This window comes from Mycolicibacter heraklionensis (genome assembly GCF_019645815.1).
Taxonomy (GTDB): domain Bacteria; phylum Actinomycetota; class Actinomycetes; order Mycobacteriales; family Mycobacteriaceae; genus Mycobacterium; species Mycobacterium heraklionense.
Window position 1 is genome coordinate 1,275,276 of sequence record NZ_CP080997.1, and the last position, 24,736, is coordinate 1,300,011.

Genomic DNA, 24,736 nt, shown 5'->3' on the forward strand with positions numbered 1-24,736 from the left:
TGAGCAGATGGTCACTGCTGCTGATGTCGCATTGCTGCTCCTGCGTCTGGTTCTGGGTCTGACCATGGCGGCGCACGGGTTCAACAAGTTCTTCGGCGGAGGCCGAATCCCGGGCACGGCGGGGTGGTTCGAAAGCATCGGGATGAAGTACGGCAAGTTCCAGGCGGTGACGGCGGCAACCGCGGAGATCGCCGCCGGGCTGGGGCTGGCGGTGGGGCTGCTGACCCCGATCGCCGCCGCCGGATTCGTGGCCCTGATGGCGGTGGCGGTGTGGACCGTGCACCGCTCGAACGGCTTCTTCGTGCTGACCAACGGCTGGGAGTACAACCTGGTGCTGGCCACCGGCGCCGTCGTGGTGGCGATGCTCGGGCCGGGCTACCTCAGTGCGGACCACCAGATCTTCTGCCATTGCTGGAAGAACGGCTGGCCGGGCCTGTGGATCTCGCTCGGCCTCGGGCTGGCAGGCGCCATCGGCCAGCTGGCACTGTTCTACCGTCCGGGCGGAACCGACACGACCGGCGAGTAGGGCAGCCCGCTGCCGGCGTTCTCGTCGACGACGACCCGCCGGCCCAGATAGGGGAACGCGCGCTGCGGGCATGCCTCGCGCTCGCAGATCTTGCAACCCGCTCCGATCGGTACCACGGTGGCGTCGTCATTCAGGGCGACACCGGTCGAGTACACCAGCTTGTCGGCGTGCGCCAGGTCGCATCCCAAACCGACGGCGAAAGTCTTGTGCTGCCCCAGATAGCCGCGCCCCTCGGGCGGTGTCGTGGTGGCGATCCAGAAGTACTTGCGGCCGTCGGGCATCTGCGCCACCTGGGTGACGATCCGCCCCGGTTGGCTGAACGCGTCGTGCACCACCCACAGCGGACAGCTGCCGCCGACCCGGCTGAAGTGAAACGCAGTGGCGGACTGGCGCTTCGAGATGTTCCCCGCTTTGTCGGTGCGCACGAAGATGAATGGCACCCCGCGTCGTCCCGGCTGTTGCAGGGTTGAGAGCCGATGGCACACGGTCTCGAAACCGACCTCGAAGCGGCGTCCCAACAAGTCGATGTCGTAGCGCAGGTCGGTTGCGGAACGCTGAAACTGCCGATACGGCAACAGGAACGCACCGGCGAAGTAGTTGGCCAACCCGATCTTGGCGACATCGCGGGACTCCGGGCTCAACGACTGGTCCTGCGCCACGATGTCCGACATCAACTCCTGTTGGGTCAGTAGTGCCAGTTGGGTGGCGATTTGGAAGGCTCGCTGGCCCGCCAGCAACCAATGCGCGATGCGCAGCACCCGGGTCGCTGGGTCGAAGACCCGTTTGGTTCCGGTGGGTAGGTCGTCGACGATCGCGACGGTGATGTCGAATCGTTCGGCCATCAGCGTCGACAGCTGAATGTCCAAGCCGCCGAAGCGCATCCCGGTCTCAACGAACAGTCGCTCGGCAGCGTTGTCGAGCTCACCGATGTAGTTGTTGCGGTCGTAGAAGAAGTCACGGACCTCCTCGAACGGCATGGGCCGGGCCACCGCCTGCGCCGAGTCACCGGAGATCTGTGACCGGTAGGACTCCAATTCCTCGGTGGCACCGCGCAGCTGGCGATGCATGGTCAGCAGACTGTTGCCGATATCGGGCATGCGCGCGACGAGTTCCTCGATCTGACTGTCGCTGGCGGCGTGTTCACCGGCGGTCGCAGTGAACATGTCGCGCAGATCGGCCACCATTCGGGCGTCGGCGTCCCCGGAGAAGTACTGCGCGGGCAGGCTGAACCGGTCGGTCAGTGCCAGCAACACCGGGACAGTGATCGGCCGCTGGTCGTTCTCGAGCTGGTTGACATAGCTGGTCGAGAGGTTCAGCGCGCGTGCCAGTGCCACCTGGGTCAGGCCGCGTTCCTCACGTAGGCGTCGCAGCCGCGCCCCAGCGAAGGTCCGGGTGGTGGTGGGTGCCATGTCGTGCAGCGTAACCCGCCAATACGTTCGCAAGGTTTGCAATTCCGGTCAACATAGGACGCATTAATACGCATTTCCCGTGCATATCAGGGTTGAACTGTGATGCGTAGGGTGTGGAATATGCAGCTACATGACGTGAAGACCCGCCGCAGTGCCGATGACTTCCCCCGCTCCGAGCACCTCGCCTGGAAGATCGCGCAAGTGGCCGCCGACCCGGTGGCGGTTCCCGACGACACCGCGGCAATGGTCATCAACCGGATCATCGACAACGCCGCCGTCAGCGCTGCTTCCGTACTGCGTCGGCCGGTGACCGTCGCCCGCCGACAGGCTCAGGCGCACCCATCGACCCCAGGTGCTGCGGTCTTCGGTATCGAGGGAACCTACTCCGCCGAGTGGGCCGCCTGGGCCAACGGCACCGCGGTGCGTGAACTGGACTTCCACGACACCTTCCTGGCCGCGGAGTACTCGCACCCCGGCGACAACATCCCGCCGCTGGTGGCGGTCGCTCAGCAGCTCGGGCTCTCCGGCACCGACCTGATCCGCGGCCTGGCCACCGCCTACGAGATCCAGGTCGACCTGGTCAAGGGCATCTGCCTGCACGAGCACAAGATCGACCACGTCGCCCACCTGGGACCGTCGGTGGCCGCCGGAATCGGCACCATGCTGCGGCTGGACCCCGAGGTCATCTACCAGGCGATCGGCCAGGCGCTGCACCTGACCACCGCCACCCGCCAGTCCCGCAAGGGACTGATCTCCAGCTGGAAGGCCTACGCGCCCGCCTGGGCCGGCAAGGTCGGCATCGAGGCCGTGGACCGGGCGATGCGCGGTGAGGGCGCACCCGCCCCGATCTGGGAGGGCGAGGACGGCGTGATCGCCTGGATGCTGTCGGGCAAAGACCACACCTACCAGGTGCCGCTGCCCGGCCCCGGCGAGGCCAAGCGCGGCATCTTGGACACCTACACCAAGGAGTACTCCGCGGAATACCAGAGCCAGGCGCTGATCGACCTGGCCAAGCGGCTGCGGGAGCGGGTCGGCGACCTGAGCCAGGTGGCCACGATCAGGTTGCACACCAGCCACCACACCCACTACGTGATCGGGACCGGCTCCGGCGACCCGCAGAAGTTCGACCCGGACGCCTCGCGGGAGACCCTGGACCACTCGGTGATGTACATCTTCGCCGTCGCCCTGGAGGACGGCAGCTGGCACCACGTCCGCTCCTACACCCCGGAACGTGCGCATCGTCCCGAGACCATCGCGTTGTGGCGCAAGATCTCCACCGTCGAGGACCCGGAGTGGACCCGGCGCTACCACTCGACCGACCCAGGTGAGAAGGCATTCGGAGCGCGCGCCGAGATCACCCTGGCCAGCGGGGAAGTCATCACCGACGAGCTCGCGATCGCCGACGCGCACCCGCTGGGGGCCCGGCCGTTCGAACGCAAGCAGTACATCGGCAAGTTCACCGAGCTCGCCGAGGGTGTCGTGACGGTGGCCGAGCAGGAGCGGTTCCTCGCCGCCGCCGAGGGCCTTGCGGGCCTGAGCGGCAGCCAGCTCAGTGAGCTCAACATCGTGGTCGAGCCCAAGGTGCTGGACCAGGCACCGTCAACTCCCGACGGGATCTTCCGGTGAGTGGGCTGCTCGGGGCCGCCGCGGTCCCGTCAGACAAGCGGGCGGACTTCCGGGCCGGACTGCAATCCGGTCGGCTGCAACGGTTCCCGGGGGCGTTCTCGCCCCTGGTCGCCAAGCTGGTGGCCGAGATCGGCTTCGAGGGTGTCTACGTCTCCGGTGCGGTGCTCTCGGCCGATCTGGGGCTGCCGGACATCGGGCTGACCACGCTGACCGAGGTGGCCGGGCGCGGCGCGCAGATCGCGGCCGCCACCGAGCTACCGACGTTTATCGACGCCGACACCGGCTTCGGCGAGCCGATGAGCGCCGCCCGCACCATCACGGTGCTCGAAGACTCCGGGTTGGCCGGCTGCCACCTCGAGGACCAGGTCAACCCCAAGCGGTGCGGGCACCTCGACGGCAAGGCCGTGGTGCCGACAAGTGAGATGGTCAAGCGACTGCGGGCCGCGGTCGCGGCACGTCGGGACCCGAACTTCATCATCTGCGCCCGCACCGATGCCGCCGGCATCGAAGGGCTTTCGGCCGCCATCGACCGGGCGAAGGCCTATGCCGACGCCGGAGCGGACCTGATCTTCACCGAAGCCCTACGCGGGCCGGCCGATTTCGAACAGTTCCGCGCCGCAGTCGATGTCCCGCTGTTGGCCAACATGACCGAGTTCGGCAAATCCGAGCTGCTCACCGCTGCTCAACTCTCCGACCTCGGCTACAACGCCGTGATCTATCCCGTCACCACACTGCGGCTGGCGATGTTCGCCGTCGAAGTCGGGCTGCGGGAGATCGACACGGCTGGAACACAATCCGGGCTACTGGATCAGATGCAGCACCGCAGTCGGCTCTACGAGCTGCTGCGTTACGCCGAGTACAACCAGTTCGACTCTGAGATCTTCAACTTCACCATCCAGGGAGGCCAACGGTGACCACCGCAGAAATCCGCAAGGGACTCGCAGGTGTTGTCGTCGACACCACCGCTATCTCCAAGGTGGTGCCGGAGACCAACTCGCTGACCTACCGTGGCTACCCGGTTCAGGATCTGGCCGCGCGTGTGAGCTTCGAGCAGGTCGCCTACCTGCTCTGGCACGGTGAGCTGCCGACCGACGCCGAGCTGGCGCTGTTCTGCCAGCGTGAGCGGGCGGCCCGGCGGGCGGACCGGTCGCTGCTGTCGCTGGTGGAAAAGCTCCCGGAGAACTGCCACCCGATGGACGTGGTGCGCACCGCGATCAGCTACCTGGGTGCCGAGGACGCCGAAGAGGACGACCCTAGTGAGTCGGCGAACTTCGCCAAGGCGCTGCGGATGTTCGCAGTGCTGCCGACGATCGTGGCCGCGGACATGCGCCGCAGGCGCGGTCTGGCCCCGATCGCGCCGCACAGCCACCTCGGCTACGCCGAGAACTTCCTGCGGATGTGCTTCGGTGAGGTGCCCGAGCCGGTGATCGTGCAGGCGTTCGAGCAGTCCATGACCCTCTACGCCGAGCACAGCTTCAACGCGTCCACCTTCGCCGCACGGGTGGTCACCTCCACTCAGTCCGACATCTACAGCGCGGTCACCGCCGCGATCGGCGCGCTCAAGGGCTCGCTGCACGGCGGGGCGAACGAGGCGGTCATGCACGACATGATCGAGATCGGTGAGCCGGCCAACGCCGCGGAGTGGCTGCACGGCAAGCTATCCCGCAAGGACAAGGTGATGGGCTTCGGTCACCGCGTGTACAAGCACGGTGACTCCCGGGTGCCGACCATGAAAGCGGCGCTGGAACGCGTCGCGGCGGCCCGCGGCGGCCAGCGCTGGTTGGACATCTACCAGATCCTGGAAGCCGAGATGTTCGCCGCGACCGGGATCAAGCCCAACCTGGACTTCCCGACCGGGCCGGCCTACTACCTGATGGGCTTTGACATCCCGATGTTCACCCCGCTGTTCGTGATGAGCCGGATCACCGGGTGGACCGCTCACATCATCGAGCAGACTGCGTCCAACGCGCTGATCCGCCCGCTGAGTGCCTACTCGGGAAGTCCGCAGCGCGCCCTCAAGGCGGTCTGAGGCCGACTCGGAGCTACCATCCGGGAATGTCGCAACTGTTCCCCGATTACCGCCCGCTCTGGGAGACCGACCAGCATCGCGAACTGCGCAAGCACGCCGCGGAATTCCTGCGCAAGGAGGCCACTCCCCACCAGGAGCGCTGGGTCGCCCAACACGGCGTAGACCGCGAGTTCTGGAACAAGGCCGGCGACGCCGGCCTGCTGGGACTGGATCTGCCCGAGGAATTCGGCGGAGCCGGCGGCGACTACGCCATGCACTCGGTGGTCCAGGAAGAACTCGTCTACGCCCACGACCAATGCTTCGGCTTCTCGGTGCATTCGCCGATCGTGGCGCATTACCTGTACGCCTACGGCAACGACGAGCAACGCAAACGCTGGCTGCCCAAGGTCATCAGCGGCGAGGCGGTGCTGGCCATCGCGATGACCGAGCCGGGTACCGGCTCGGATCTGCAGTCGGTGCGCACCACCGCGGTGCGCGACGGCGACCACTACGTCATCAACGGCTCGAAGACGTTCATCTCCAACGGAACCCACTGCGACCTGCTGGTGATCGTCGCCAAGACCGACCCGTCCCAGGGGGCCGCCGGGGTGTCGCTGATCGTCGCCGAGACCAACGGACTGGCCGGCTTCGAACGCGGCCGGGTGCTGCAGAAGATCGGCCAGCACGGCCAGGACACCCGGGAACTGTTCTTCACCGATATGCGGGTGCCGGTCGCCAACCTGCTCGGTGAGAAGGAGGGTCTGGGCTTCTACCAGCTGATGGACCAGCTGGCCCGGGAGCGGCTGATCATCGGGACGCTGTGCGCGGCACTGGCCGAGGCGGCCGTACTGGAGGCCATCCGCTACTCCAAGGAACGCGAGGCGTTCGGCCGGCCCATCGGCAACTTCCAGCACACCAAATTCGTGCTGGCCGAATGCAAGACGGAGACGCTCGCGATCAAGACGCTGGTCGACTACGCGATCAGCCAGTACGTCGGCGGCAAGAACGACCCGATGACCGCCTCGATGGCCAAACTGTTCGCGGCGGAGAAATCTGACCAGATCGTCGACAAGTGCCTGCAGATCTTCGGCGGCTACGGCTACATGGCCGAGTACCCGATCGCCAACATGTACACCGGGTCGCGGGTGAACCGGATCTACGGTGGCACCAGCGAGATCATGAAGGAGATCATCAGCCGATCGCTGTGAGCTCCCGGTTTCGCCGCGCAGACCTAGAACACGTTCTAGTCTGACCGTCATGGGATTTCTCAAACCTGAACTGCCCGTTGTCGACTTCGCCGAATGGAGCAAGGGCACGCGCAGCGAGAAGATCCGGCCGATGGCCCGGCACTGGGCCGAGGTGGGTTTCGGCACGCCGGTGGTGCTGCACCTGTTCTACGTGCTCAAGATCGGCCTCTACATCCTGGGCGCCTGGCTGTTCGCGTTGAGCACCGCCGGTATCGATGGCTTCGGGCAAGTGCGGCAGTGGTGGAGCGAGCCGATCGTCTTCGAGAAGGTCGTGCTCTACACGATGTTGTTTGAGGTGATCGGCCTGGGCTGCGGCTTCGGTCCACTCAACAACCGCTTCTTCCCGCCGATGGGGTCGATCCTGTACTGGCTGCGGCCGGGCACCATCCGGCTGCCACCCTGGCCGCGGCGCATTCCGCTGACCGCTGGAACCGGCCGCACGCCGGTGGACGCCGCCTTGTACGCGGCACTGCTGGGGATGCTGCTGGTCGCGCTGGTCTCCGACGGGACCGGGCCCATCGCCGCGCTACACACCGAAGTCGGGGTGCTGCCGCACTGGCAGATCCTGACGATTCTGGGGATCCTGGCGGTGGTCGGCCTGCGGGACAAGGTGATCTTCCTGGCCGCGCGCGGCGAGGTCTACGCCCCGCTGGCAGCGGCGTTCCTGTTCACCGGGGTCGACATGATCGTCGCGGCCAAAGCGATCTTCATGGTGATCTGGATGGGCGCGGCGACGTCAAAGCTCAACCGGCATTTCCCGTTCGTGATCTCGACCATGATGAGCAACAACCCGCTGATCCGGCCCAAGGCGCTCAAACGCGCATTCTTCAAGAACTTCCCCGAAGATCTACGCCCCGGCGGCCCGTCGAAGGCGCTGGCGCACGTGAGCACGGCGATCGAGATGCTGGTGCCGCTACCGCTGTTCTTCTGCCACGGGGGCCTGCCCACCGCGATCGCCGCTTTCGTGATGGTCTGTTTCCACCTGGGCATCCTGGCGGCGATCCCGATGGGGGTGCCGCTGGAGTGGAACGTATTCATGATCTTCGGGGTGCTGTCGCTGTTCGTCGCGCACGCCGATCTCGGGCTGTCCGACCTCAACAACCCGCTGGCGGTCGCGCTGTTGTTCGCGGTCAGCGCGGGCACGGTGGTGGTGGGGAACCTGTTCCCGCACAAGGTTTCGTTCCTGCCCGGGATGCGGTACTACGCCGGGAACTGGGACACCACGCTGTGGTGCCTGAAGCCGTCAGCCGAAGAGAAGATCGCGCGCGGCATCGTCGCGATCGCCAGCATGCCCGCCGCGCAGCTGGAACGCTTCTACGGCAGTGCGGAAGCCGCGCAGATCCCGATCTACATGGGCTATGCGTTCCGCGGCTTCAACACCCACGGCCGGGCGCTGTTCAGCCTGGCGCACCGGGCGATGGCCGACGGTGACGAGAGCGACTACTCGCTGACCGATGGGGAGCGGATCTGTTCGACGGCGGTCGGCTGGAACTTCGGTGACGGACACATGACCAATGAGCAGCTGATCGAGGCGCTGCAGCAGCGCTGCGGATTCGAGCCGGGGGAGGTGCGCGTGGTGATCCTCGACGCGCAGCCGATCCATCGGCAGACCCAGGCCTACCGGCTGGTGGACGCCGCCACCGGTGAGTTCGAACGCGGCCACGTCAAGGTGGTGGACATGGTGGAGCGCCAGCCCTGGCAGGACGACCTGCCCATATACGTCGATCGCGCCGCCGCGGTGTGACCCAGATAACTGGTACAACCAGTTGACCAGTGGGGCCGGGTGCCTGAGCATGTAGACCATGGACCTGGCGCCCATCTCCCGCACCGCACTCTCCGACGCGATCTTCGTGCGGCTTGTCGAAGAGATTCTGACCGGACGCCTGCTGGCCGGTGAGCCGCTTCCGTCGGAGCGCGAACTGGCGCTGACTCTGCAGGTCAACCGGCATGCGGTCCGCGAAGCACTCAAGCGGCTGCAACAGGCGGGACTGGTCCGTATCAGTCACGGCGGAAAGACCCGGGTGCTGGACTGGCGGGAAAGCGCCGGCCTGGATGCCCTGACCGGGTTGGCCGTCGCCGGGGCGATCCCGGCGCGCCAGATCATCGGCGACGTCGCGGTGATGCGACGCTCGATCGCCGCGGACGCCGCGCGGCTCTGCGCGCGGAACGCTTCGGGAGAACAGCGGGCCGCGATCACCGCGGCTGCCGCGGAGTATCCGACCTCCGGGGACCTCACCGCGGTCAGCGACGCCGACTTGGCGTTCTGGATCGCCGTAATTGACGGATCCGGCAATATCGCCTATCGGCTGGCTCTCAACACCTTGGTCGCGGCCTACGACGAGATCGGCCGCGACGCCATCTACGCGCTGGGTGCCGCCGAGTTTGCCGACCGCAGCTCCCACATCGATCTCGCCGCCGCGATCGCCGGAGCCGACGAGGACGCGGCGTACCGCCTCGCCGACGAGTTGCTGACCCGGTTCGTCACGGCCTGCCAGGCCGGCGCCGAGGGGGAGGGATAGCCGCATGTTTGACCTGATCGCGCACGCCATCCCGGTCTTCGTACTCTGCCTGCTGCTGGAAGTCGTGTCGTTCGCCGTGCGGCCCGACGACGACGAGCGCGGCTACGAACTGCGCGATACCGGCACCAGTCTGACGATGGGCATCGGCAACGTGATCATCAACATCGGCTGGAAGCTGGTGGTACTGGCGGTCTTCAGCGGGGTCTATCTGCTGGCGCCGGTTCACCTTCCGGCCGCCAACCCGCTGACCTGGATCGCGCTGTTTGTCGCCGACGACTTCGCCTACTACTGGTATCACCGCACCCACCACACCATCCGGGTGTTCTGGGCCAGCCACGTGGTGCACCACTCCAGCCAGCACTACAACCTGTCCACCGCCCTGCGTCAGACCTGGACGCCGTTCACCGCGGTCCCGTTCTGGATCCTGTTGGCGTTCGCCGGTTTCGCCCCGTGGATGATCCTGCTGCAGCAGTCGGTCAGCCTGCTCTACCAGTTCTTCATCCACACTGAGCGGGTCGGCAAGCTCTGGCGGCCAATCGAGTTCGTCTTCAACACCCCGTCACACCATCGGGTGCACCACGGGGCGAACCCGCAATACCTCGACAAGAACTACGGCGGAATCCTCATCGTGTGGGACCGGCTGTTCGGCACGTTTGAGCCCGAGGACGAGCGCGCGGTCTACGGGTTGACCAAGAACATCGACACGTTCAATCCGGTGCGGGTGGCCACCCACGAGTACGTCGCTATCTGGCGCGACATCCGCGCGGCGCGTAGTTGGCGTGCGGTGTGGGGCCACCTGTTTCGCGGCCCGGGATGGGCACCGGCCGGCTAGGAGTTGGGCTTGACCCACTCATCGTAGAACGGCGGCATCGCCGAGGCCCGGGAGGTGAACTGCGGGTCGCGCTTCTCCAGAAACGCGCGCACCCCGTCGGCGCCGTCACCGATGCTGGTGTAGAACATCGCCAACGAGTCCACCCGGTGCGCCTCGACCGGGTCGGGCTGCGCGGAGTTGCGGTAGAGCATCTGGCGGATCAACGCGAAAGACACCGGCGAGCGGCCCTTGGTCCAGGCGTCGGCGATCGCCCGTGCCTCGGCCAGGAGTGTCTCTGGTTCGTGGACGGACTGGGCGATCCCGCAGGCGCGCGCGCCCTCGGCGTCGAGGATGTCAGCACGGTAGAGCAGGTCCAAAGCCGTTGGCACACCGACGATGCGGGGCAGGAACCACGTGGAGCAGGCCTCCGGGGTGATCCCCAGCTTCCCGAACACCAGGCCGAAGCGTGCCTTGGTCGAGAACAGCCGGGCGTCCATCGCCAGCATCATGGTGGCGCCGATGCCGACCGCGGCGCCATTGACCGCGGCGATCACCGGCTTGCGACAGCCGTAGATCGCCAGCGTCACCCGTCCGCCGGTGTCGCGCACCCGGGCCAGCTCCGGGTCGTCGAGGTCGGCCATGTCGGCCAGTGATGGCGACTTGGACTCATCGAGCCCGAACACGTTGCCCGAGCTGGACAGGTCCATGCCCGCACAGAACGCGCGCCCGGAGCCGGTGACGATCACCGCGCGGACGGCGTCGTTGTTGTTGACCTCGACGAAGGTGCGCTCCAGCTCCTCGGCCATTTCGACGGTGAACGCGTTGAGATTGTCCGGTCGGTCCAGGTACACGGTGAGAATGCCGTCTTCGACCTCGTGACGCAGCGTGTTGAACTCCATGCGCCGAGGCTAGTTGCACCGATCTGTTGACTCTGCCCCCGGGGGAGATTCGAGACTGGACTGCATGCCGACACTGTTGCCCATCGGGGACTTCTCCCGGATGACCTATCTGACCGTCAAGGCGTTGCGGCTCTATCACGAACGCGGCCTGCTGGCGCCCGTGCGAGTGGACCCGTCGTCGGGCTACCGCTACTACAGCCCGGACCAGGTGCCACTCGCCCAAGTCATCCGCCGGCTGCGCGATCTGGGCATGCCGCTGGACGAGCTGACCGAAGTGGTCCGCGCCGAGCAGGTCACCGACCGCAACCGGGCCATCGTGGCTCACCTGCAACGACTCCAGGACCGCCTGGCGCAAACGCAGGCCAGCGTGGAGTCGCTGCGGGCGCTGCTCGAAGACTCCGGCGACGCCTGCGACGTCGCCTACCGGTCGGTGCCGGCGACGCTGGCGGCCGCGGTCGTCGACCAGGTCGCGATGGCAGACATCGATGACTGGTGGACGCAGGCGTTCACCGAGGTCGACGCCGCGGTGGCCGGTGACGCTGCGGGGGTTCGCGCTGCGCTGTACTCGGCGGAGTTCTTCGAGGCCGGCGGGGGAGAGGTGATCGCGTTCCGGCCGGTGGGTGTCGCGACGGCCCGGGGCAGAGTTCGACCGCTGGAGATTCCCGCGGCGGAACTGGCGGTCGCGGTGCACCGCGGGGAGTTCGGCGAGCTGGATCGCACCTACGCCGCGCTGGGCACCCACGTTGCCGAACGCGAACTGGGTGTCGACGGACCGATCCGCGAGTACTACCGGGTGTCCGGTTACGACACCGACGACGAGGCAGCGCATCGCACCGAGGTGTGCTGGCCGATCTTCCGCACCAAATCCTGACCCACGACAAGGAGTTCACCCATGGAGATCACACTGCACACGGTCACTTTCGACTGCGCCGACGCCGACAAGCTGGCGCGGTTCTGGTCGCAACTGCTGGAGCGACCGCTCGACGACGGTGCCACCGCCGAATTCGCGTCCATCGGTGTATCAGCGCACACGGCACCGCACCTGGCGTTCGTGCGGGTGCCAGAAGCCAAGCAGGTCAAGAACCGGGTGCACGTCGACCTCGTCGCGGCCGATCTGGCCGCCGCGGTCGAGCGGGCCCTGGAACTCGGCGCCGCCCGATTGGCCGACCACGCCGACGACGGCTACCGGTGGAGCACTCTGGCGGACCCCGAGGGCAACGAGTTCGACATCGTGGCGGCCTGAGATGTCATTGCTGGCAGATGCATTGGTGGCCACCGGGCCCGTCGCCGAACATCGTGACGCGATGGCGCTGTACGGATGGTTGGTGGGCGGCCGCTGGGATCTGGACATCACCTGGTTCGGCGACGACGGCACCCGCCAAGTCTCCGGCTGGATGGTCGCAGACTGGGTGCTCGACGGACGGGCCGTCCAGGACGTCTGGCATGCCGAGGGCCTCTTTCATGGGACGACGCTGCGCGTCTACGACGCGGCTATCGACGCCTGGCACATCCAGTGGACCGAACCGCAACTGGGACTTCAGCTGCACCAACTGGGCAGAACCGACGCGGAGGGGATCGTGCAGGACGGCACCCTGCCGGACGGCTCCGCGATCCGATGGAGCTTCCGCGACATCGGCCCGGACTCCTTTCGCTGGCGAGACGAACGCAGCGACGACGGGCGCACCTGGGTGCTCAAGCAGGAGTATCTCGCCCGTCGCCGCTGAATCCGGTGTCACGCGCTAACAGCGTCCTTCGCACTGGCGCTCGGCAAGAAGCGGGGCGCGATGCCCGCCGCGGTGGTCGCGACCGCCGCCGATCCCAGCGCCTGAGCCCAGCCGATCGGACCCAGCGGCGTGCAGCCCATGAACTGGCTGATACCGGGGATGCTGATCAACAGTGCCATTGCCGCGAACGACCCGCCCGCGGTCGCCAGCAGCACCGGCGAGCGTGACTCCAACAGTGTCTGGCCCAGCTGGGTGGTCACCAGGGCGACCAGCGCCACGGTGGATGCGCGTCGGGGAAAACCGGTGAGCCGCGCCATGAACCAGGCCGCAAGGGTTGCACTGGCCGTGGTCGTGCCACGCAGCGCCACCGCGCGCAACAGCGCCTTCTCGTCGGGCCCGCGACCCCCGAAGGGCATGGGCCGCCGGGGTTGGCTGATCGCGAGCGCGGTGGCCGGGAACGCGTCGGTCACGATGTTGACCAGCAGCAGTTGCCGGGTGCTCAACGGTGACTGACCGGTCAGCGCGCTGCCGATGATCGCGAACAGTGCGCCGCTGGCGTTACCGCCCAGCAGCACCGCCACCGCCGCCTGCACCCGCTGCCACAGTTGGCTGCCCTCGTTGAGGGCGTCCAGCAGGGTCTCGATCTTGCCGTCGAGCAGCACCACGTCGGCGGCCGTGTGGGCGGCGTCGCTGCCCTGGGCGACGATCCCGATGCCGACCGTGGCGGCCCGGATTGCGGAGGCGTCGTTGGCGCCGTCCCCGACCATCGCCGACACCTTGCCGCTGCGTTCCAGCGCCTGCACCACCTGCACCTTGTTCGCCGGCGACATGCGGGCGAACACCACCCGCTCGGCCACCGCACGTTCCTGCTCCTTGCCCGAGAGGGTTTCCCATTCCGAGCCGGTGATGACCTGATCGGGAGACAGCTGAACGCCCATCTTGCGGGCGATGGCTCGGCCGGTGGTCGGGTGATCGCCGGTGACCATCCGAATGGGCACCTGGCGGCGGTGCAGCTCGGCGAGCAGGCCGGCAGACCCGGCGCGGGGGGTGTCGGCGATGCCGACGAAGCCGACCAGGGTCAAGCCCTCGGCGCACTGCTGGGCCATGGCCGCGAGCTGGGCTTCGGGGTCGTCGGGATCGGCCGAAAGCGACTGCACCTGAGCGGGACTGAGCTCACGCCGTGCTACCGCGAGCACCCGCAGTCCTTCGTCGGCCAGTTGCTCCACCACATCGTGGATGTCGGCCGCGACATCGTCGCAGGCAGCCAGTATCACCTCGGGTGCCCCCTTGATGGTCAATTCGGTGCCGAACACCGATGCCGCGAAGGGCCGCCCGGAACGGAACGGCAGATGGGCGTCGGCGGCCCCCGGCGCGACGGCGCCGGGCACGGATTCGGCCGCCGCCACGATCGCGGCGTCGGTGGCGTCGACGTGGCTCGGTCCCTTGGCCGACGGTGTCGCACGTACCGCGCAACGCAGCACCTCGTCATGGGAATGACCGGCTGCCGTCCGCACCTCGGTGACCCGCAACCGGTTCTCGCTCAACGTACCGGTCTTGTCGAAGCACACCACGTCGACGCGGCCCAGGGCCTCAACGGAGCGGGGGACCCGTACCAGCACACCGGATTTGGTGAGGCGCTGCGCTGAGGCGTGCTGAGCCAGCGTCGCCACCACCGGCAGGCCCTCGGGGACAGCGGCGACGGCCACCGACACTCCGTTGGCCACCGCCTGCTGCAGCCGGGTGGCCCGCAACACCCCGAGCACGCTGACCAGACCGCCGGCCATCAGACTCAGCGGCCAGGTCCGGCTGGTGATCTGTCCGAGCTGATGGGTCAGGCCGATATCCCCGTGCCGGCTGGTGACAAGGTCGGCGGCGCGCCGCACCTCGGTGTCGGGGCCCACCGCGGTCACCAACGCCAGACCGGTCCCGGAGGCCACGGTGGTGCCCGCGAACAGCATGCAGCGCCGCTCGGCCAGCTCGGCGCCCGGGGTGGCGTCGATCTGCTTGGTCACCGGCAACGACTCACCGGTCAGTGAGGCCTCGTCGACCTCCAACTTCTCCTGTTCGATCACACGGGCGTCCGCGGGCACCACATCGTCGGGACCCACCTCGATCAGATCCCCACGCTGCAGCTGCTCGGGGAGCACTTGAACACGGTCGCGTGCGCCATCGGGCCGGATCGTCACCTTCCAGGCGGGCGGGATCTGCTCGGCCAGTAGCCGATCCAGCCGCAGCTCGGCACTCAACCGTTGGCCGGCCGCCAGGACGGCGTTGCTGACCAGGACAGAGCCGACCATGAGCGCGTCGATTGGCGCGCCCAGCAGCGCGGTGGCAGCGGCACCCAGTCCGAGGACGGGCGTCAGCGGGTCGGACAGTTCGTCACGCACCGCATCGAGGAACTGCCAGACCACGTGCCGCTTGGCGGTGCCGGCGTCCGGCGCGAAGTCGGGCTGCGACGGCGAGGACAAGGCGGCACGCACCTGTTCGACCGACATCGCATGCCATTCGTCGACGGGGACCGGCCGGGGCAGCGGCGCCGTGATCACCTGGCGGGCCGACCAGTAGCCGGACACCAGACCCACGGCCGCGCCCAGCGCGACCGGTTCGGGACCGCGTCCTCGCACCGTGGGAATGAGCAGCATCGAACCCAATGCCGAAGCGCCGGTGGATAAGGCGATACCAAGGCGGGTGGCCGCCTGGGCTGCGGGCAGGGCATGCAGTACCCGCCATACCCCGGACAAGTCATCGACGATCAGGTCCGCCACCGGCTCGCTGGCGTCGGGCAGGATGCCGACGCCGAGGTCGGCCGCCGACAGCGCCTGGGTAGCCGTCGAGGAGATCACCGCGACGGTGTGGCCTTCCTGTTGGTAGGCCCGCACCGCGTCGAGCAGCGCTTCGTCGATCGAATCGCCTGTCATTGGAGCGATTTCGTCGAACGCGGGCCGAAGTACACCCAGGCCGATGGCGTCGTCCGCGGTCACTGTCTGCACCTGGGCGCGCTGTGTCTCAGCGAGTGTCGCTGCCGCCAGCGGATGCGGGGCCGGAGCAAACAGTGCCTCGGTGCCGGGGCGGCCGGTGACGGGATGCCAACCTGGCCGCAGGTCACCTTCCTCGAGCATCGCCCGGGCGCTCTCCCAGGCGGTCAGATCCTTCTCGTCGGCGCCGCGAAGTCGCGCCAAGCGCAACGACTCGGTCCGCAGCACCCGCGGATCGAAGATCACCACGTCGACGCGGTCCAGCCGGCGCAGGCTGTCAGGGTCGATCTGCAGTGCCTCGTCCCGGTTCGCCAGCCCGCGGCCCAACGTGGCTGCGAACGATTCGTGAGTGGCTCGGGTCGCTTTGGGCACCGCGACCAGTGCGGCATTGCCGGCCAGTTCGGGGTCGCGACTGGTCGCGGCGACGACGGCTGCGCCGATCGCCTGAATCCAGGTCCCGCGTTGCAGGTTTTGGTCGACCGGGCTCTCCGGGGATTCCGCCGTGCGCTGGGCCGACCCGGCAACCGGACGGGCCAGCTCCGGCTCGCGCCGCGCCCAGGCCCGGGCGTCGGCGCGCGCTTCGGCGGCCCTGATGGTGTTGATCGCCAGGTCCACGGCCAACATCGACGGCGCCGCCCCGAGTGCGTTGACGGCGGTGGTCGCCATCCCCAACGCAGTGGCGGTGGCGCGCTTGCCGATTCGTTCCTCCAGCAGACGGCGCAGTTGTGGCTGGTGGTCCAGGGTGATGACAGCGCCCTGGAGACTGGAGGGCAACCGGCGAAACCGCAGAACGCGACTGGCAACTGCGAGACCCAGGCCGACGGCGTTGATGCCGGCCATCGCGGCGCTGCTGACCGCTATCAGACCATCGCCGGGTTCGGGGGCCGGGCGAAGGTGTCGCCGTGGGTGCTCGACCTCCGCCGGCGGGTCGGCAACCACGTCATAGCCCGGTTCGGCATCGTCGATCAGAGCGGCTATCGAGGGGGGCATCGGTCTCCTTCGCTCGGCGACCGAATCCTTGGAGATAGCCCGCGGGACCTTCGGTCGACATGGTGAATCGTCCGAAGGTCTCGCTCGCGAAAGTCCTGGGTCCGCTGAATGACCGGGCGGGTCGAACCGCCGTATTGACGACCATTCACATCCGCCACCGGTGTGGCGGGTAGGAACTACTCCCCTTCCCGATCGAACCTAGGGCCGGCAGGCAGCGGACAGCTGAACGCCGGCGAGACCCGACTTGAAATGCCGGTGAATGCTCTGCGTCGCAGACGGTTCCAGGTTCAGGCGCCCGGCGACCAATAGGCGAGCATCTCGGCGAAGGTGTCGAATGCCGGTTTCGAAATGCCGTAGGGAGCCTCGAAGTGCAGGCTCAACGGGAAGCCCAATTCGGCCACCCCGTCGATCACCCGCTTATACAGATCGAGCAACAGGCGGCGTTTGACGTCGGGTTCGCCTGCGGCCAGAGTCCGCACGAAGGCCTGCTCGGCGGCGACGGCTTCGTTGCCCGGGTCCTGGATCAGCCAATCGATCAGCCCGACTTTGGACTCCATCTTCGGCACGAAGCCGAACGACAACAGGACCTCCGGCCGGTGGTCACTGGCGTGCTTGAAGTCGCGGAGGAATCCCACAATCGCATCGGAGTAGAGCAGCTGTGTCATCCCGAAGGTGGCGCCCCGGTCGCATTTGAAGGCGAAGCGTTCCTGCTCTGAGTCTCGTGTCGGGATGAGGATGACACCCCGGTTGTCGACCAGATCGTCGAATTTCGACAGGGCATCGGTGGGTGCGACGCCGCTGCCCTCACCGTCGTTCAGCGTGCGCGGGACGCCGACGAAGATGATTCCGTCGAACCCGGCCTGGCGCAGACCCGACAGTCGCGTCCGCAGTGCCGTCTCGTCGAGGAAGGCGGTGACCTGCGTGCACAGCCCGTGTACGCCGGGCAGTTCGGGGTGAATGACCGACCAGAAGTCGGAGACATCGAGTTTGGGTTGGATCTCGACCGGCCGGTCGTCATCCTCGGGGATCAACCCGGGGATCATGACATGACCGATCCGGCCCGCGATACCCGCTTGCTCGGATAACTGCAGGACCTTGTGGGCCTCTTCGCGGGCGTGCTCGACTCCGCGATCGGTGTTGGGCGGCACCAATTCCAGTGCGATGGTGTTCAACGGCACCAGGGGACTCCGTATCTCATTAGAACGGACATGTTGCGCCCCAGAGACAGCTCTGGGGCGCAACATGTCAGACGGTCACAGGCTGGCGCGAGCTTCCTTCGCAGCGGCGACCAGGTTGGCCAACGACGCGTTCACCTCGTCGGTCTTGCGGGTCTTCAGGCCGCAGTCCGGGTTGACCCAGAGCCGTTGTGCCGGAACAGCATCCAGCGCCTCGCGCAACGACGTAGCCATCTCGTCGGTGCTCGGCACCCGCGGCGAGTGGATGTCGTAGACACCCGGGCCCACCCCGTTGGAGAAACCGATCGCGTTGAGGTCGTCGAGCACCTCCATGTGCGAGCGTGCCGCCTCGATCGAGGTGACGTCGGCGTCCAGGTCTGCGATCGCACCGATCACCTCACCGAACTCCGAGTAGCACAGGTGGGTGTGGATCTGCGTCGCATCGGAGACCCCCGAGGTGGACATCCGGAACGAGCCGACCGCCCAGTCCAGGTAGGCCGCCTTGTCGGCGTCGCGCACCGGCAGCAGCTCGCGCAGCGCGGGCTCGTCGACCTGGATCACCGCGATGCCGGCCTTCTCCAGGTCCACCGTCTCTTCGCGGATGGCCAGCGCCACCTGGTAGGCGGTGTCGGCCAGCGGCTGGTCGTCACGGACGAACGACCAGGCCAGGATGGTGACCGGACCGGTGAGCATGCCCTTGACCGGCTTGTCGGTCAGCGACTGGGCGTAGGTGGCCCAGTCGACCGTCATCGGGTGCGGCCGCGTGACGTCGCCGAACAGCACCGGCGGGCGCACGCAGCGGCTGCCGTAGGACTGCACCCAGCCGTTGCTGGTGGCGAAGAAGCCGTCCAGCTGCTCGGCGAAGTACTGCACCATGTCGTTGCGCTCCGGCTCGCCGTGCACCAGCACGTCCAGGCCCAGCTCCTCCTGCAGCTTGATGACGGCCGCGATCTCGGCCTTCATCCGGTTGGTGTACTCCGCGTCGTCGATCTCTCCGGCCACCAGCGCGGCACGGGCCTTGCGGATCTCCACGGTCTGCGGAAACGAGCCGATCGTGGTGGTCGGCAACGGCGGCAGGTGCAGCCGCTCGTCCTGCGCGGCGCGGCGCGCCTCGGCCGAACCGCGCTGGATCCCGGCCTCCTTGATCTTGGCGATCTGGGAGCGCAGCGCCGCGTTGTTCAGCCGCGGGTCGGACTTGCGGGAGGCGACCGCGGCGTTGGACGCGGCGATCTCGTCGACCACCGCTTCGCGGCCCTCACGCAGCGCGCGGGCCAAGGTGGCCACCTCCGTCACCTTCTCGGCGCCGAACGCCAGCCAGCTGCGCAGCGCGTCGTCCAGACCGGTCTCGGGCTCCAGCGAGTAGGGCACGTGCAACGTCGAGCACGACGTAGACACAGCTACGGCACCGGCTGGACCCAGCAGCGCCGCCAGCTTGGCCAGCGCGGCCTGCAGGTCGGTGCGCCAGATGTTGCGGCCGTCGACGACACCGGCGACCAGCGTCTTGGAGGCCAACTCCGGCACTGCGGCGATGGCGGTGTTGGGGCCGTAGACCAGGTCGACGCCGATCGCCTCGACCGGGGTGCGGGCCAGGGCCGGCAGCCCGGCGCCGGGGTCGCCGAAGTAGGTGGCCACGAAGATCGACGGCCGCTTGCTCAGCCCGCCGAGGCGGTTGTACACCTGCTCGGACAGCGCGGGGGCGTCGGCAGAGATGTCGGTCACCAGCACCGGCTCGTCGATCTGTACCCACTCGGCGCCGGCGTCGGCCAGCTTGCCCAGCAGCTCGGCGTAGACATCGGTCAGCTCGTCGAGGCGGGAGATCGGCGCAGGCGCACCGTCGACGGCCTTGCTGAGCAGCAGGAACGTGACCGGTCCGATGATCACCGGACGGGCCACGTTTCCGCCGAAGCCCTGTCCCTGGGCCTCGGAGAGCTCGGAGAGCACCTTGGCGGGGTTCAGCGTGAACGTCGTGTCCGGGGCGATCTCGGGAACGATGTAGTGGTAGTTGGTGTCGAACCACTTCGTCATCTCCAGCGGGGCGATCTCCTTGTTGCCCCGGGCCGCGGCGAAGTAACGGTCCAGCTCGTCGGCGACGCCGGCCACCCGGGCCGGGAGAGCACCCAGCAGCACCGCGGTGTCGAGCATCTGGTCGTAGTAGGAGAACGTGTTCACCGGCACCGAGTCCAGCCCGGCGGCGGTCAGCTGAGCCCAGGTGTCGCGGCGCAGGCCGGCGGCCACCTTCTTCAGTTCGTCCTGGCCGATCCGGCCGGCCCAGTAGCTTTCGGTGGCGCGCTTGAGTTCACGTCGAGGCCCGATTCGCGGCGAGCCGAGAACGGTTGCGGTAAAAGGTTGAACGGTCACGATGTGGTCCTTCAATTGACGAGGGTGGGTCAACGCCAGCAGCCGCCCAGCTGATCCGGTCCCGTGCCTATATAAAGCACTATAACCCTCAAAACCAGACGCCCATTCCGCGAGGCGTTGATCCGCCGGGCGCGGCGCGCCCGGCACAACGGGCAGGTATTCGGACTCGCAGGCGCGCACCGAGGTGCTCCTAGTGGCCGTCGCTTCCCAGCCGGTGGGCGAACCCGTGACCAGTGCTTTGTGACGGCGGTCGTTCCTGCATACCGCTGCGGGACAGTCCCGGATTCTCACCGGGTTCCCTCTCGCGCTCCGCGGAAAACCGCGTTGCGCTCGATGCCGAAACCGCCTTGCGGCGACGACGGCAAACCAGTTGCGTGATCGAGATTACCCTGGCCGACCGGCCGCAAGTGCCTCCGGGATGGGCGTCCGGCCGTCGTTGAACTCGATGGTGCGCCCGACCGTCGAGTCGTTGGACAGGCAGGCCGCGATCGCTAACGCGACGTTGCCGCGTGACACCTGTCCTTTGTTGGCGTCCGGGCCGACGGCGATCCGGCCGGTCGCAGGATCGTCGGTGAGTCGGCTCGGCCCCAGCACCGTCCAGTCCAGATCCGTGGCCCGCAGGTGGGCGTCGGCGGCGGCCTTGGCCTGCGCGTACGGGAAGAACGGATCCTCTTCGGGAACACCATGGTCGGGGCCGGCGCCGAAATAGGACACCATCACGAACCGCCGGACACCGGCTTTCGCGGCGGCGTCGATGCTGCGGATCGCCGCGTCGCGGTCCACGGCGTAGGTGCGTGCCGGGTTGCCACCGCCGGCGCCGGCGGAGAACACCACCGCGTCATGGTCGGCCACGAGCCGGGCCAGGCCGTCGGTGTCGAGCTGCTCGATGTCGGCCACCACCGGGACCGCGCCGGTGATCGCGACCTCTTCGGCGTGGTCGGGGTTGCGGAACACCGAAGTGACCTGGTCGCCGCTCCCGGCGAGGAGGCGGGCGAGCAGCAGGGCGACCTTGCCGTGGCCGCCGATGATCACGGTGCGTGCCATGGAATCGACGGTACGCGGAAGCCCGGAGTGACCCCCGCTGACGCCGGCCGAGCGCGCCGGTCGACAATCGAGGCAACAAGACCCCAAACGAACTTAAGGAGCACCCATGGCTGAAGCCGTCATCGTCGAAGCGGTGCGCGCGCCTGTCGGCAAGCGCAACGGCGGACTGTCCGGGGTACACCCGGCCGAGCTGTCCGCCCAGGTGCTCAACGGGCTGGTCAACCGGGCCGGCGTGGACCCGGCGCTGGTCGACGACGTGATCTGGGGTTGCGTCATGCAGGCCGGGGAGCAGGCCCTCGACATCGGTCGTACCGCCGTGCTGAGCGCGGGCTGGCCGGAGACGGTGCCCGCGGTGACCGTGGACCGCCAGTGCGGGTCCAGCCAGCAGTCGGTGCACTTCGCCGCCGCCGGCGTGATCGCCGGACACTACGACGTCGTGGTCGCCGGCGGCGTCGAGTCGATGTCGCGTACCCCGATGGGCTCCTCGCTGGCCAACGGCGGGCGCCCGTACGGGGAGTCCTTCAAGGCGCGCTACAGCCAGACCCCCAACCAGGGCATCGGCGCGGAGATGATGGCCACCAAGTGGGGCCTGAGCCGCACCGCGCTCGACGAGTTCGCGCTCGCCTCGCACGAAAAGGCCGGTGCCGCACAGGACTCCGGTGCCTTCAAGGACGAGATCGTCTCGATCACCGACTCCGAGGGCAATGTCGTCAGCGAGGACGAGGGCATCCGCCGCGGCACCACGCTGGAGAAGATGGCACAGCTCAAGCCCGCCTTCAAAGAGGACGGCGTGATCCACGCGGGTAACTCCAGCCAGATCTCCGACGGCTCGGCGGCGCTGCTGTTCATGTCGGCGGCCAAGGCACGCGAACTGGGTCTGACCCCGCTGGCGCGGGTGCACACCGCGACGCTGGCCGGTGCTGACCCGGTGATGATGCTGAGCGCGCCGATCCCGGCAACCCAGAAGGCGCTGCAGCGCTCCGGTCTGAGTGTCGACGACATCGGGGTGTTCGAGGTCAACGAGGCGTTCGCCCCGGTGCCCATGGCCTGGCTGGCCGACATCGGTGCCGACCCGAAGAAGCTCAACCCCAACGGCGGTGCGATCGCGCTGGGCCACCCGCTCGGCGGCTCCGGCGCCCGGATCATGACCACCATGCTCTACCACATGCGCGCCAACGGGATTCGCTACGGACTGCAGACCATGTGTGAAGGCGGCGGCCAGGCCAACGCGACCATCCTGGAGCTGCTGTGAGTGCTGGAGCTGCTGTGAGTGACGCGGCCGTTCTGGTAGAACGGCGCGGAAACGTCCTGCTGATCACGATCAACCGGCCCGAAGCCCGCAATGCGATCAACGGCGCCGTCAGCGCCGGCATCGGCGACGCCTTGGCGGCGGCTCAAGACGACGACGAGGTGCGCGCGGTCGTTCTCACCGGAGCCGGCGACAAATCGTTCAGTGCCGGAGCCGACCTCAAGGCGATCGCCAACCGGGAGAACATCTACCACCCCGAACACCCGGAGTGGGGTTTCGCCGGCTTCGTGCAGCACTTCATCGACAAACCCGTCATCGCGGCGGTCAACGGCACCGCGCTGGGAGGCGGCACCGAGATCGCGCTGGCCAGCGATCTGGTGATCGCCGAGCAGCGTGCCCAGTTCGGGCTGCCCGAGGTCAAGCGCGGCCTGATCGCCGGCGCCGGCGGGGTGTTCCGCATCATCGATCAGCTGCCCCGCAAAGTTGCCCTGGAGCTGCTCTACACCGGGGAGCCCATCTCGGCGGCCGACGCGGCCCGCTGGGGACTGGTAAACCGCGTGGTCGAGGACGGCGGGGCGCTGGAGGCAGCCCTGGAGCTGGCCGAACGGATCACCGGCAACGCGCCGCTGTCCGTGCGGGCCAGCAAGCGGATCGCCTACGGCGTCGATGACGGGGCCATCCCCGGCGAAGTGGACGGTTGGGCCCGAACCGGCCGAGAGTTCTCCGCCCTGCTGCGGTCCGAGGACGCCAAGGAGGGACCCCGGGCGTTCGCCGAGAAGCGCGCACCAGTGTGGAAGGCGCGTTGAGCGGCGTGCCCGAGCCGCTTCTCATCTCCATCCGCGGGCGCGCCCCGCAGCTGCACCCGGAGGCCTGGGTGGCGCCCAACGCCAGCCTGATCGGCCAGGTCAGCCTGGCCGCCCGGGCCAGCGTCTGGTACTCGGCGACGCTACGTGCCGAGGTCGAGCCGATCGAGATCGGCATCGACACCAACATCCAGGACGGCGTGACCGTCCACGTCGACAAGGAGTTCCCCTGTCGAGTCGGGGCGCACGTCAGCGTCGGGCACAACGCGGTGCTGCACGGCTGCACAATTGAGGACGACTGCCTGATCGGGATGGGAGCGATCGTCCTCAATGGCGCCGTGGTGGGGGAGGGGTCGCTGGTCGCGGCCGGTGCCGTCATCCCGCAGGGGATGGTGGTGCCGCCGCGGTCACTGGTGTCGGGGGTGCCGGGCCGGGTACGACGAGACCTGAGCGAGGCCGAGGTCCGCAACAATCGGTACAACGCCGCGGCGTACCGGCGACTGATCGAAGTCCATCGAGCGAACTAACGCATTCGGGCCACCGGCCGCCGTTTCGCCGCTACGTTTTAGGGACGTTGCTCAACCCGCCGCTGAGGGGACGTCCTCCTATGACCCAGATCAGTCCATCCCGCCCCGGCCTGCTGCGCGAGATCACCGACATCATGACCAGGGTCGCCCTGCCCTATCACGAACCGCGGGCAGTGGTGCAGCGGCGTCGCGTCGTCGTCGGAGTGGTGGTGCTGATCGGTGCCGCGGTGCTGGTCGCCATGCACAGCAAGCTTCCAGGCGACCCGGCGTTCTACTGGCTGTCGCTGGTCTTGGCCGCGGTCTGGACCGTGGGGGCCGTGGTGGCCGGACCGCTGCACCTGGGGGTGTTGCGGTTCCGCGGGCGCAACGAGCGGCCGGTGTTCACCGGCACCGGCGTCGGCCTGGTACTCGGCGGGGTGTTCCTGCTGGGCGGGCTTGCGGTGCAAGACATTCCGCCGCTGGCCGATCAGGTGGTCGCGATCCTGGCCTACACCACCGAGGTCTCGTGGCGGCTGGTGGTGCTGATCGCCCTGGTCAACGCGATCGCCGAGGAGCTGTTCTTCCGCGGCGCGCTGTTCAGCGCGTTCGGTCGCCGCTCCCCGCTGGTGTTTTCGACCCTGCTCTACGTTGCGGCGATGATGGCCGCAGGCAACCTCATGGTGGGATTGGCTGCGCTGGTGCTCGGCACCGTCTGCGCCATCGAGCGTCGAGCCACCGGTGGGATACTGGCGCCCGTGCTGACCCACCTGGTGTGGGGGCTGATGATGGTGCTGGCGCTGCCCCCGATTTTCGGGATGTAGCCCCCAAATTCCGCGCGAGTGTGCGTGTTTGCCCCGCGACACGCCG

Annotated in this window: 21 protein-coding genes and 1 riboswitch; of the genes, 15 read left to right on the plus strand and 6 right to left on the minus strand. The window is 67.9% G+C overall.

Going from position 1 to position 24,736, the window contains the following annotated elements; genetic code table 11:
* Positions 1-7: 7 nt before the first annotated feature.
* Positions 8-526: a DoxX family protein gene (locus K3U94_RS06115; RefSeq protein WP_047317218.1), complete on the plus strand. Its 519-nt coding sequence runs from the start codon at positions 8-10 to the stop codon at positions 524-526.
* On the opposite strand, the gene K3U94_RS06120 is transcribed toward K3U94_RS06115, so the two are convergent.
* A complete protein-coding gene (locus K3U94_RS06120; RefSeq protein WP_220695914.1) occupies positions 490-1,935 on the minus strand; it encodes a short-chain fatty acyl-CoA regulator family protein in 1,446 nt (481 codons plus the stop codon). The genes K3U94_RS06115 and K3U94_RS06120 overlap by 37 nt on opposite strands.
* 120 nt (positions 1,936-2,055) lie before the next feature.
* Here K3U94_RS06120 and prpD point away from each other — a divergent pair, with 120 nt between their 5' ends.
* The 7 genes from prpD to K3U94_RS06155 are packed head-to-tail and all read left to right on the plus strand — an operon-like array spanning position 2,056 to position 10,167.
* On the plus strand, positions 2,056-3,561 hold the full coding sequence (prpD, locus tag K3U94_RS06125; protein ID WP_220695915.1) for a 2-methylcitrate dehydratase PrpD: 1,506 nt from the start codon (positions 2,056-2,058) through the stop codon (positions 3,559-3,561).
* Positions 3,558-4,475: a methylisocitrate lyase gene (prpB, locus tag K3U94_RS06130; RefSeq protein WP_220695916.1), complete on the plus strand. Its 918-nt coding sequence runs from the start codon at positions 3,558-3,560 to the stop codon at positions 4,473-4,475. Before prpD ends, prpB begins: the two co-directional genes overlap by 4 nt.
* Positions 4,472-5,590, plus strand: a complete 1,119-nt coding sequence (locus K3U94_RS06135) for a bifunctional 2-methylcitrate synthase/citrate synthase (protein WP_220695917.1) — start codon at positions 4,472-4,474, stop codon at positions 5,588-5,590. Before prpB ends, K3U94_RS06135 begins: the two co-directional genes overlap by 4 nt.
* A gap of 26 nt (positions 5,591-5,616) precedes the next feature.
* A complete protein-coding gene (locus K3U94_RS06140; protein WP_064890981.1) occupies positions 5,617-6,777 on the plus strand; it encodes an acyl-CoA dehydrogenase family protein in 1,161 nt (386 codons plus the stop codon).
* 49 nt (positions 6,778-6,826) lie between these two features.
* A complete protein-coding gene (locus tag K3U94_RS06145; protein ID WP_220695918.1) occupies positions 6,827-8,560 on the plus strand; it encodes a DUF3556 domain-containing protein in 1,734 nt (577 codons plus the stop codon).
* Positions 8,561-8,618: 58 nt separating this feature from the next.
* Positions 8,619-9,335, plus strand: a complete 717-nt coding sequence (locus K3U94_RS06150) for a FadR/GntR family transcriptional regulator (RefSeq protein WP_220695919.1) — start codon at positions 8,619-8,621, stop codon at positions 9,333-9,335.
* Positions 9,336-9,339: 4 nt separating this feature from the next.
* Positions 9,340-10,167, plus strand: a complete 828-nt coding sequence (locus K3U94_RS06155) for a sterol desaturase family protein (RefSeq protein ID WP_047317210.1) — start codon at positions 9,340-9,342, stop codon at positions 10,165-10,167.
* Here the strand turns inward: K3U94_RS06155 and K3U94_RS06160 are convergent.
* The gene (locus tag K3U94_RS06160; RefSeq protein WP_220695920.1) at positions 10,164-11,045 is read right to left on the minus strand and encodes a crotonase/enoyl-CoA hydratase family protein; all 882 of its coding nucleotides are present in this window, start codon (positions 11,043-11,045) and stop codon (positions 10,164-10,166) included. The genes K3U94_RS06155 and K3U94_RS06160 overlap by 4 nt on opposite strands.
* 64 nt (positions 11,046-11,109) lie before the next feature.
* Here K3U94_RS06160 and K3U94_RS06165 point away from each other — a divergent pair, with 64 nt between their 5' ends.
* Genes K3U94_RS06165 through K3U94_RS06175 form a run of 3 tightly spaced genes read left to right on the plus strand, consistent with a single transcriptional unit; the run spans position 11,110 to position 12,769 of the window.
* Entirely contained in the window at positions 11,110-11,916 is an 807-nt protein-coding gene (locus tag K3U94_RS06165; protein ID WP_220695921.1) for a MerR family transcriptional regulator, read from the plus strand.
* A gap of 21 nt (positions 11,917-11,937) precedes the next feature.
* On the plus strand, positions 11,938-12,288 hold the full coding sequence (locus K3U94_RS06170; RefSeq protein WP_220695922.1) for a VOC family protein: 351 nt from the start codon (positions 11,938-11,940) through the stop codon (positions 12,286-12,288).
* Between the two features lies 1 nt (position 12,289).
* On the plus strand, positions 12,290-12,769 hold the full coding sequence (locus tag K3U94_RS06175; protein WP_220695923.1) for a hypothetical protein: 480 nt from the start codon (positions 12,290-12,292) through the stop codon (positions 12,767-12,769).
* An 8-nt stretch (positions 12,770-12,777) separates the two neighbouring features.
* On the opposite strand, the gene K3U94_RS06180 is transcribed toward K3U94_RS06175, so the two are convergent.
* From K3U94_RS06180 to K3U94_RS06195, 4 genes are all read right to left on the minus strand, one after another.
* On the minus strand, positions 12,778-16,734 hold the full coding sequence (locus K3U94_RS06180) for a cation-translocating P-type ATPase (RefSeq protein ID WP_220695924.1): 3,957 nt from the start codon (positions 16,732-16,734) through the stop codon (positions 12,778-12,780).
* A 287-nt stretch (positions 16,735-17,021) separates the two neighbouring features.
* Positions 17,022-17,912 (minus strand): mycobacterial-type methylenetetrahydrofolate reductase, encoded by an 891-nt coding sequence (locus tag K3U94_RS06185; RefSeq protein ID WP_220695925.1) that lies wholly within the window; start codon positions 17,910-17,912, stop codon positions 17,022-17,024.
* Between the two features lie 75 nt (positions 17,913-17,987).
* Positions 17,988-20,267 (minus strand): 5-methyltetrahydropteroyltriglutamate--homocysteine S-methyltransferase, encoded by a 2,280-nt coding sequence (metE, locus tag K3U94_RS06190; RefSeq protein WP_220695926.1) that lies wholly within the window; start codon positions 20,265-20,267, stop codon positions 17,988-17,990.
* A 134-nt stretch (positions 20,268-20,401) separates the two neighbouring features.
* Positions 20,402-20,607, minus strand: a riboswitch (cobalamin riboswitch).
* 44 nt (positions 20,608-20,651) lie between these two features.
* Complete coding sequence (locus K3U94_RS06195; RefSeq protein ID WP_220695927.1) at positions 20,652-21,311, minus strand: SDR family oxidoreductase; 660 nt, start codon at positions 21,309-21,311, stop codon at positions 20,652-20,654.
* A 106-nt stretch (positions 21,312-21,417) separates the two neighbouring features.
* Between K3U94_RS06195 and K3U94_RS06200 the strand changes: the two genes are divergently transcribed.
* From K3U94_RS06200 to K3U94_RS06215, 4 genes are all read left to right on the plus strand, one after another.
* Positions 21,418-22,563, plus strand: a complete 1,146-nt coding sequence (locus K3U94_RS06200) for a thiolase family protein (RefSeq protein WP_220695928.1) — start codon at positions 21,418-21,420, stop codon at positions 22,561-22,563.
* A gap of 14 nt (positions 22,564-22,577) precedes the next feature.
* Positions 22,578-23,366 (plus strand): crotonase/enoyl-CoA hydratase family protein, encoded by a 789-nt coding sequence (locus K3U94_RS06205; RefSeq protein ID WP_047317183.1) that lies wholly within the window; start codon positions 22,578-22,580, stop codon positions 23,364-23,366.
* Between the two features lie 5 nt (positions 23,367-23,371).
* Positions 23,372-23,890 (plus strand): gamma carbonic anhydrase family protein, encoded by a 519-nt coding sequence (locus K3U94_RS06210; protein ID WP_047317638.1) that lies wholly within the window; start codon positions 23,372-23,374, stop codon positions 23,888-23,890.
* An 80-nt stretch (positions 23,891-23,970) separates the two neighbouring features.
* Positions 23,971-24,690 (plus strand): CPBP family intramembrane glutamic endopeptidase, encoded by a 720-nt coding sequence (locus K3U94_RS06215; RefSeq protein WP_047317182.1) that lies wholly within the window; start codon positions 23,971-23,973, stop codon positions 24,688-24,690.
* Positions 24,691-24,736: the final 46 nt, after the last annotated feature.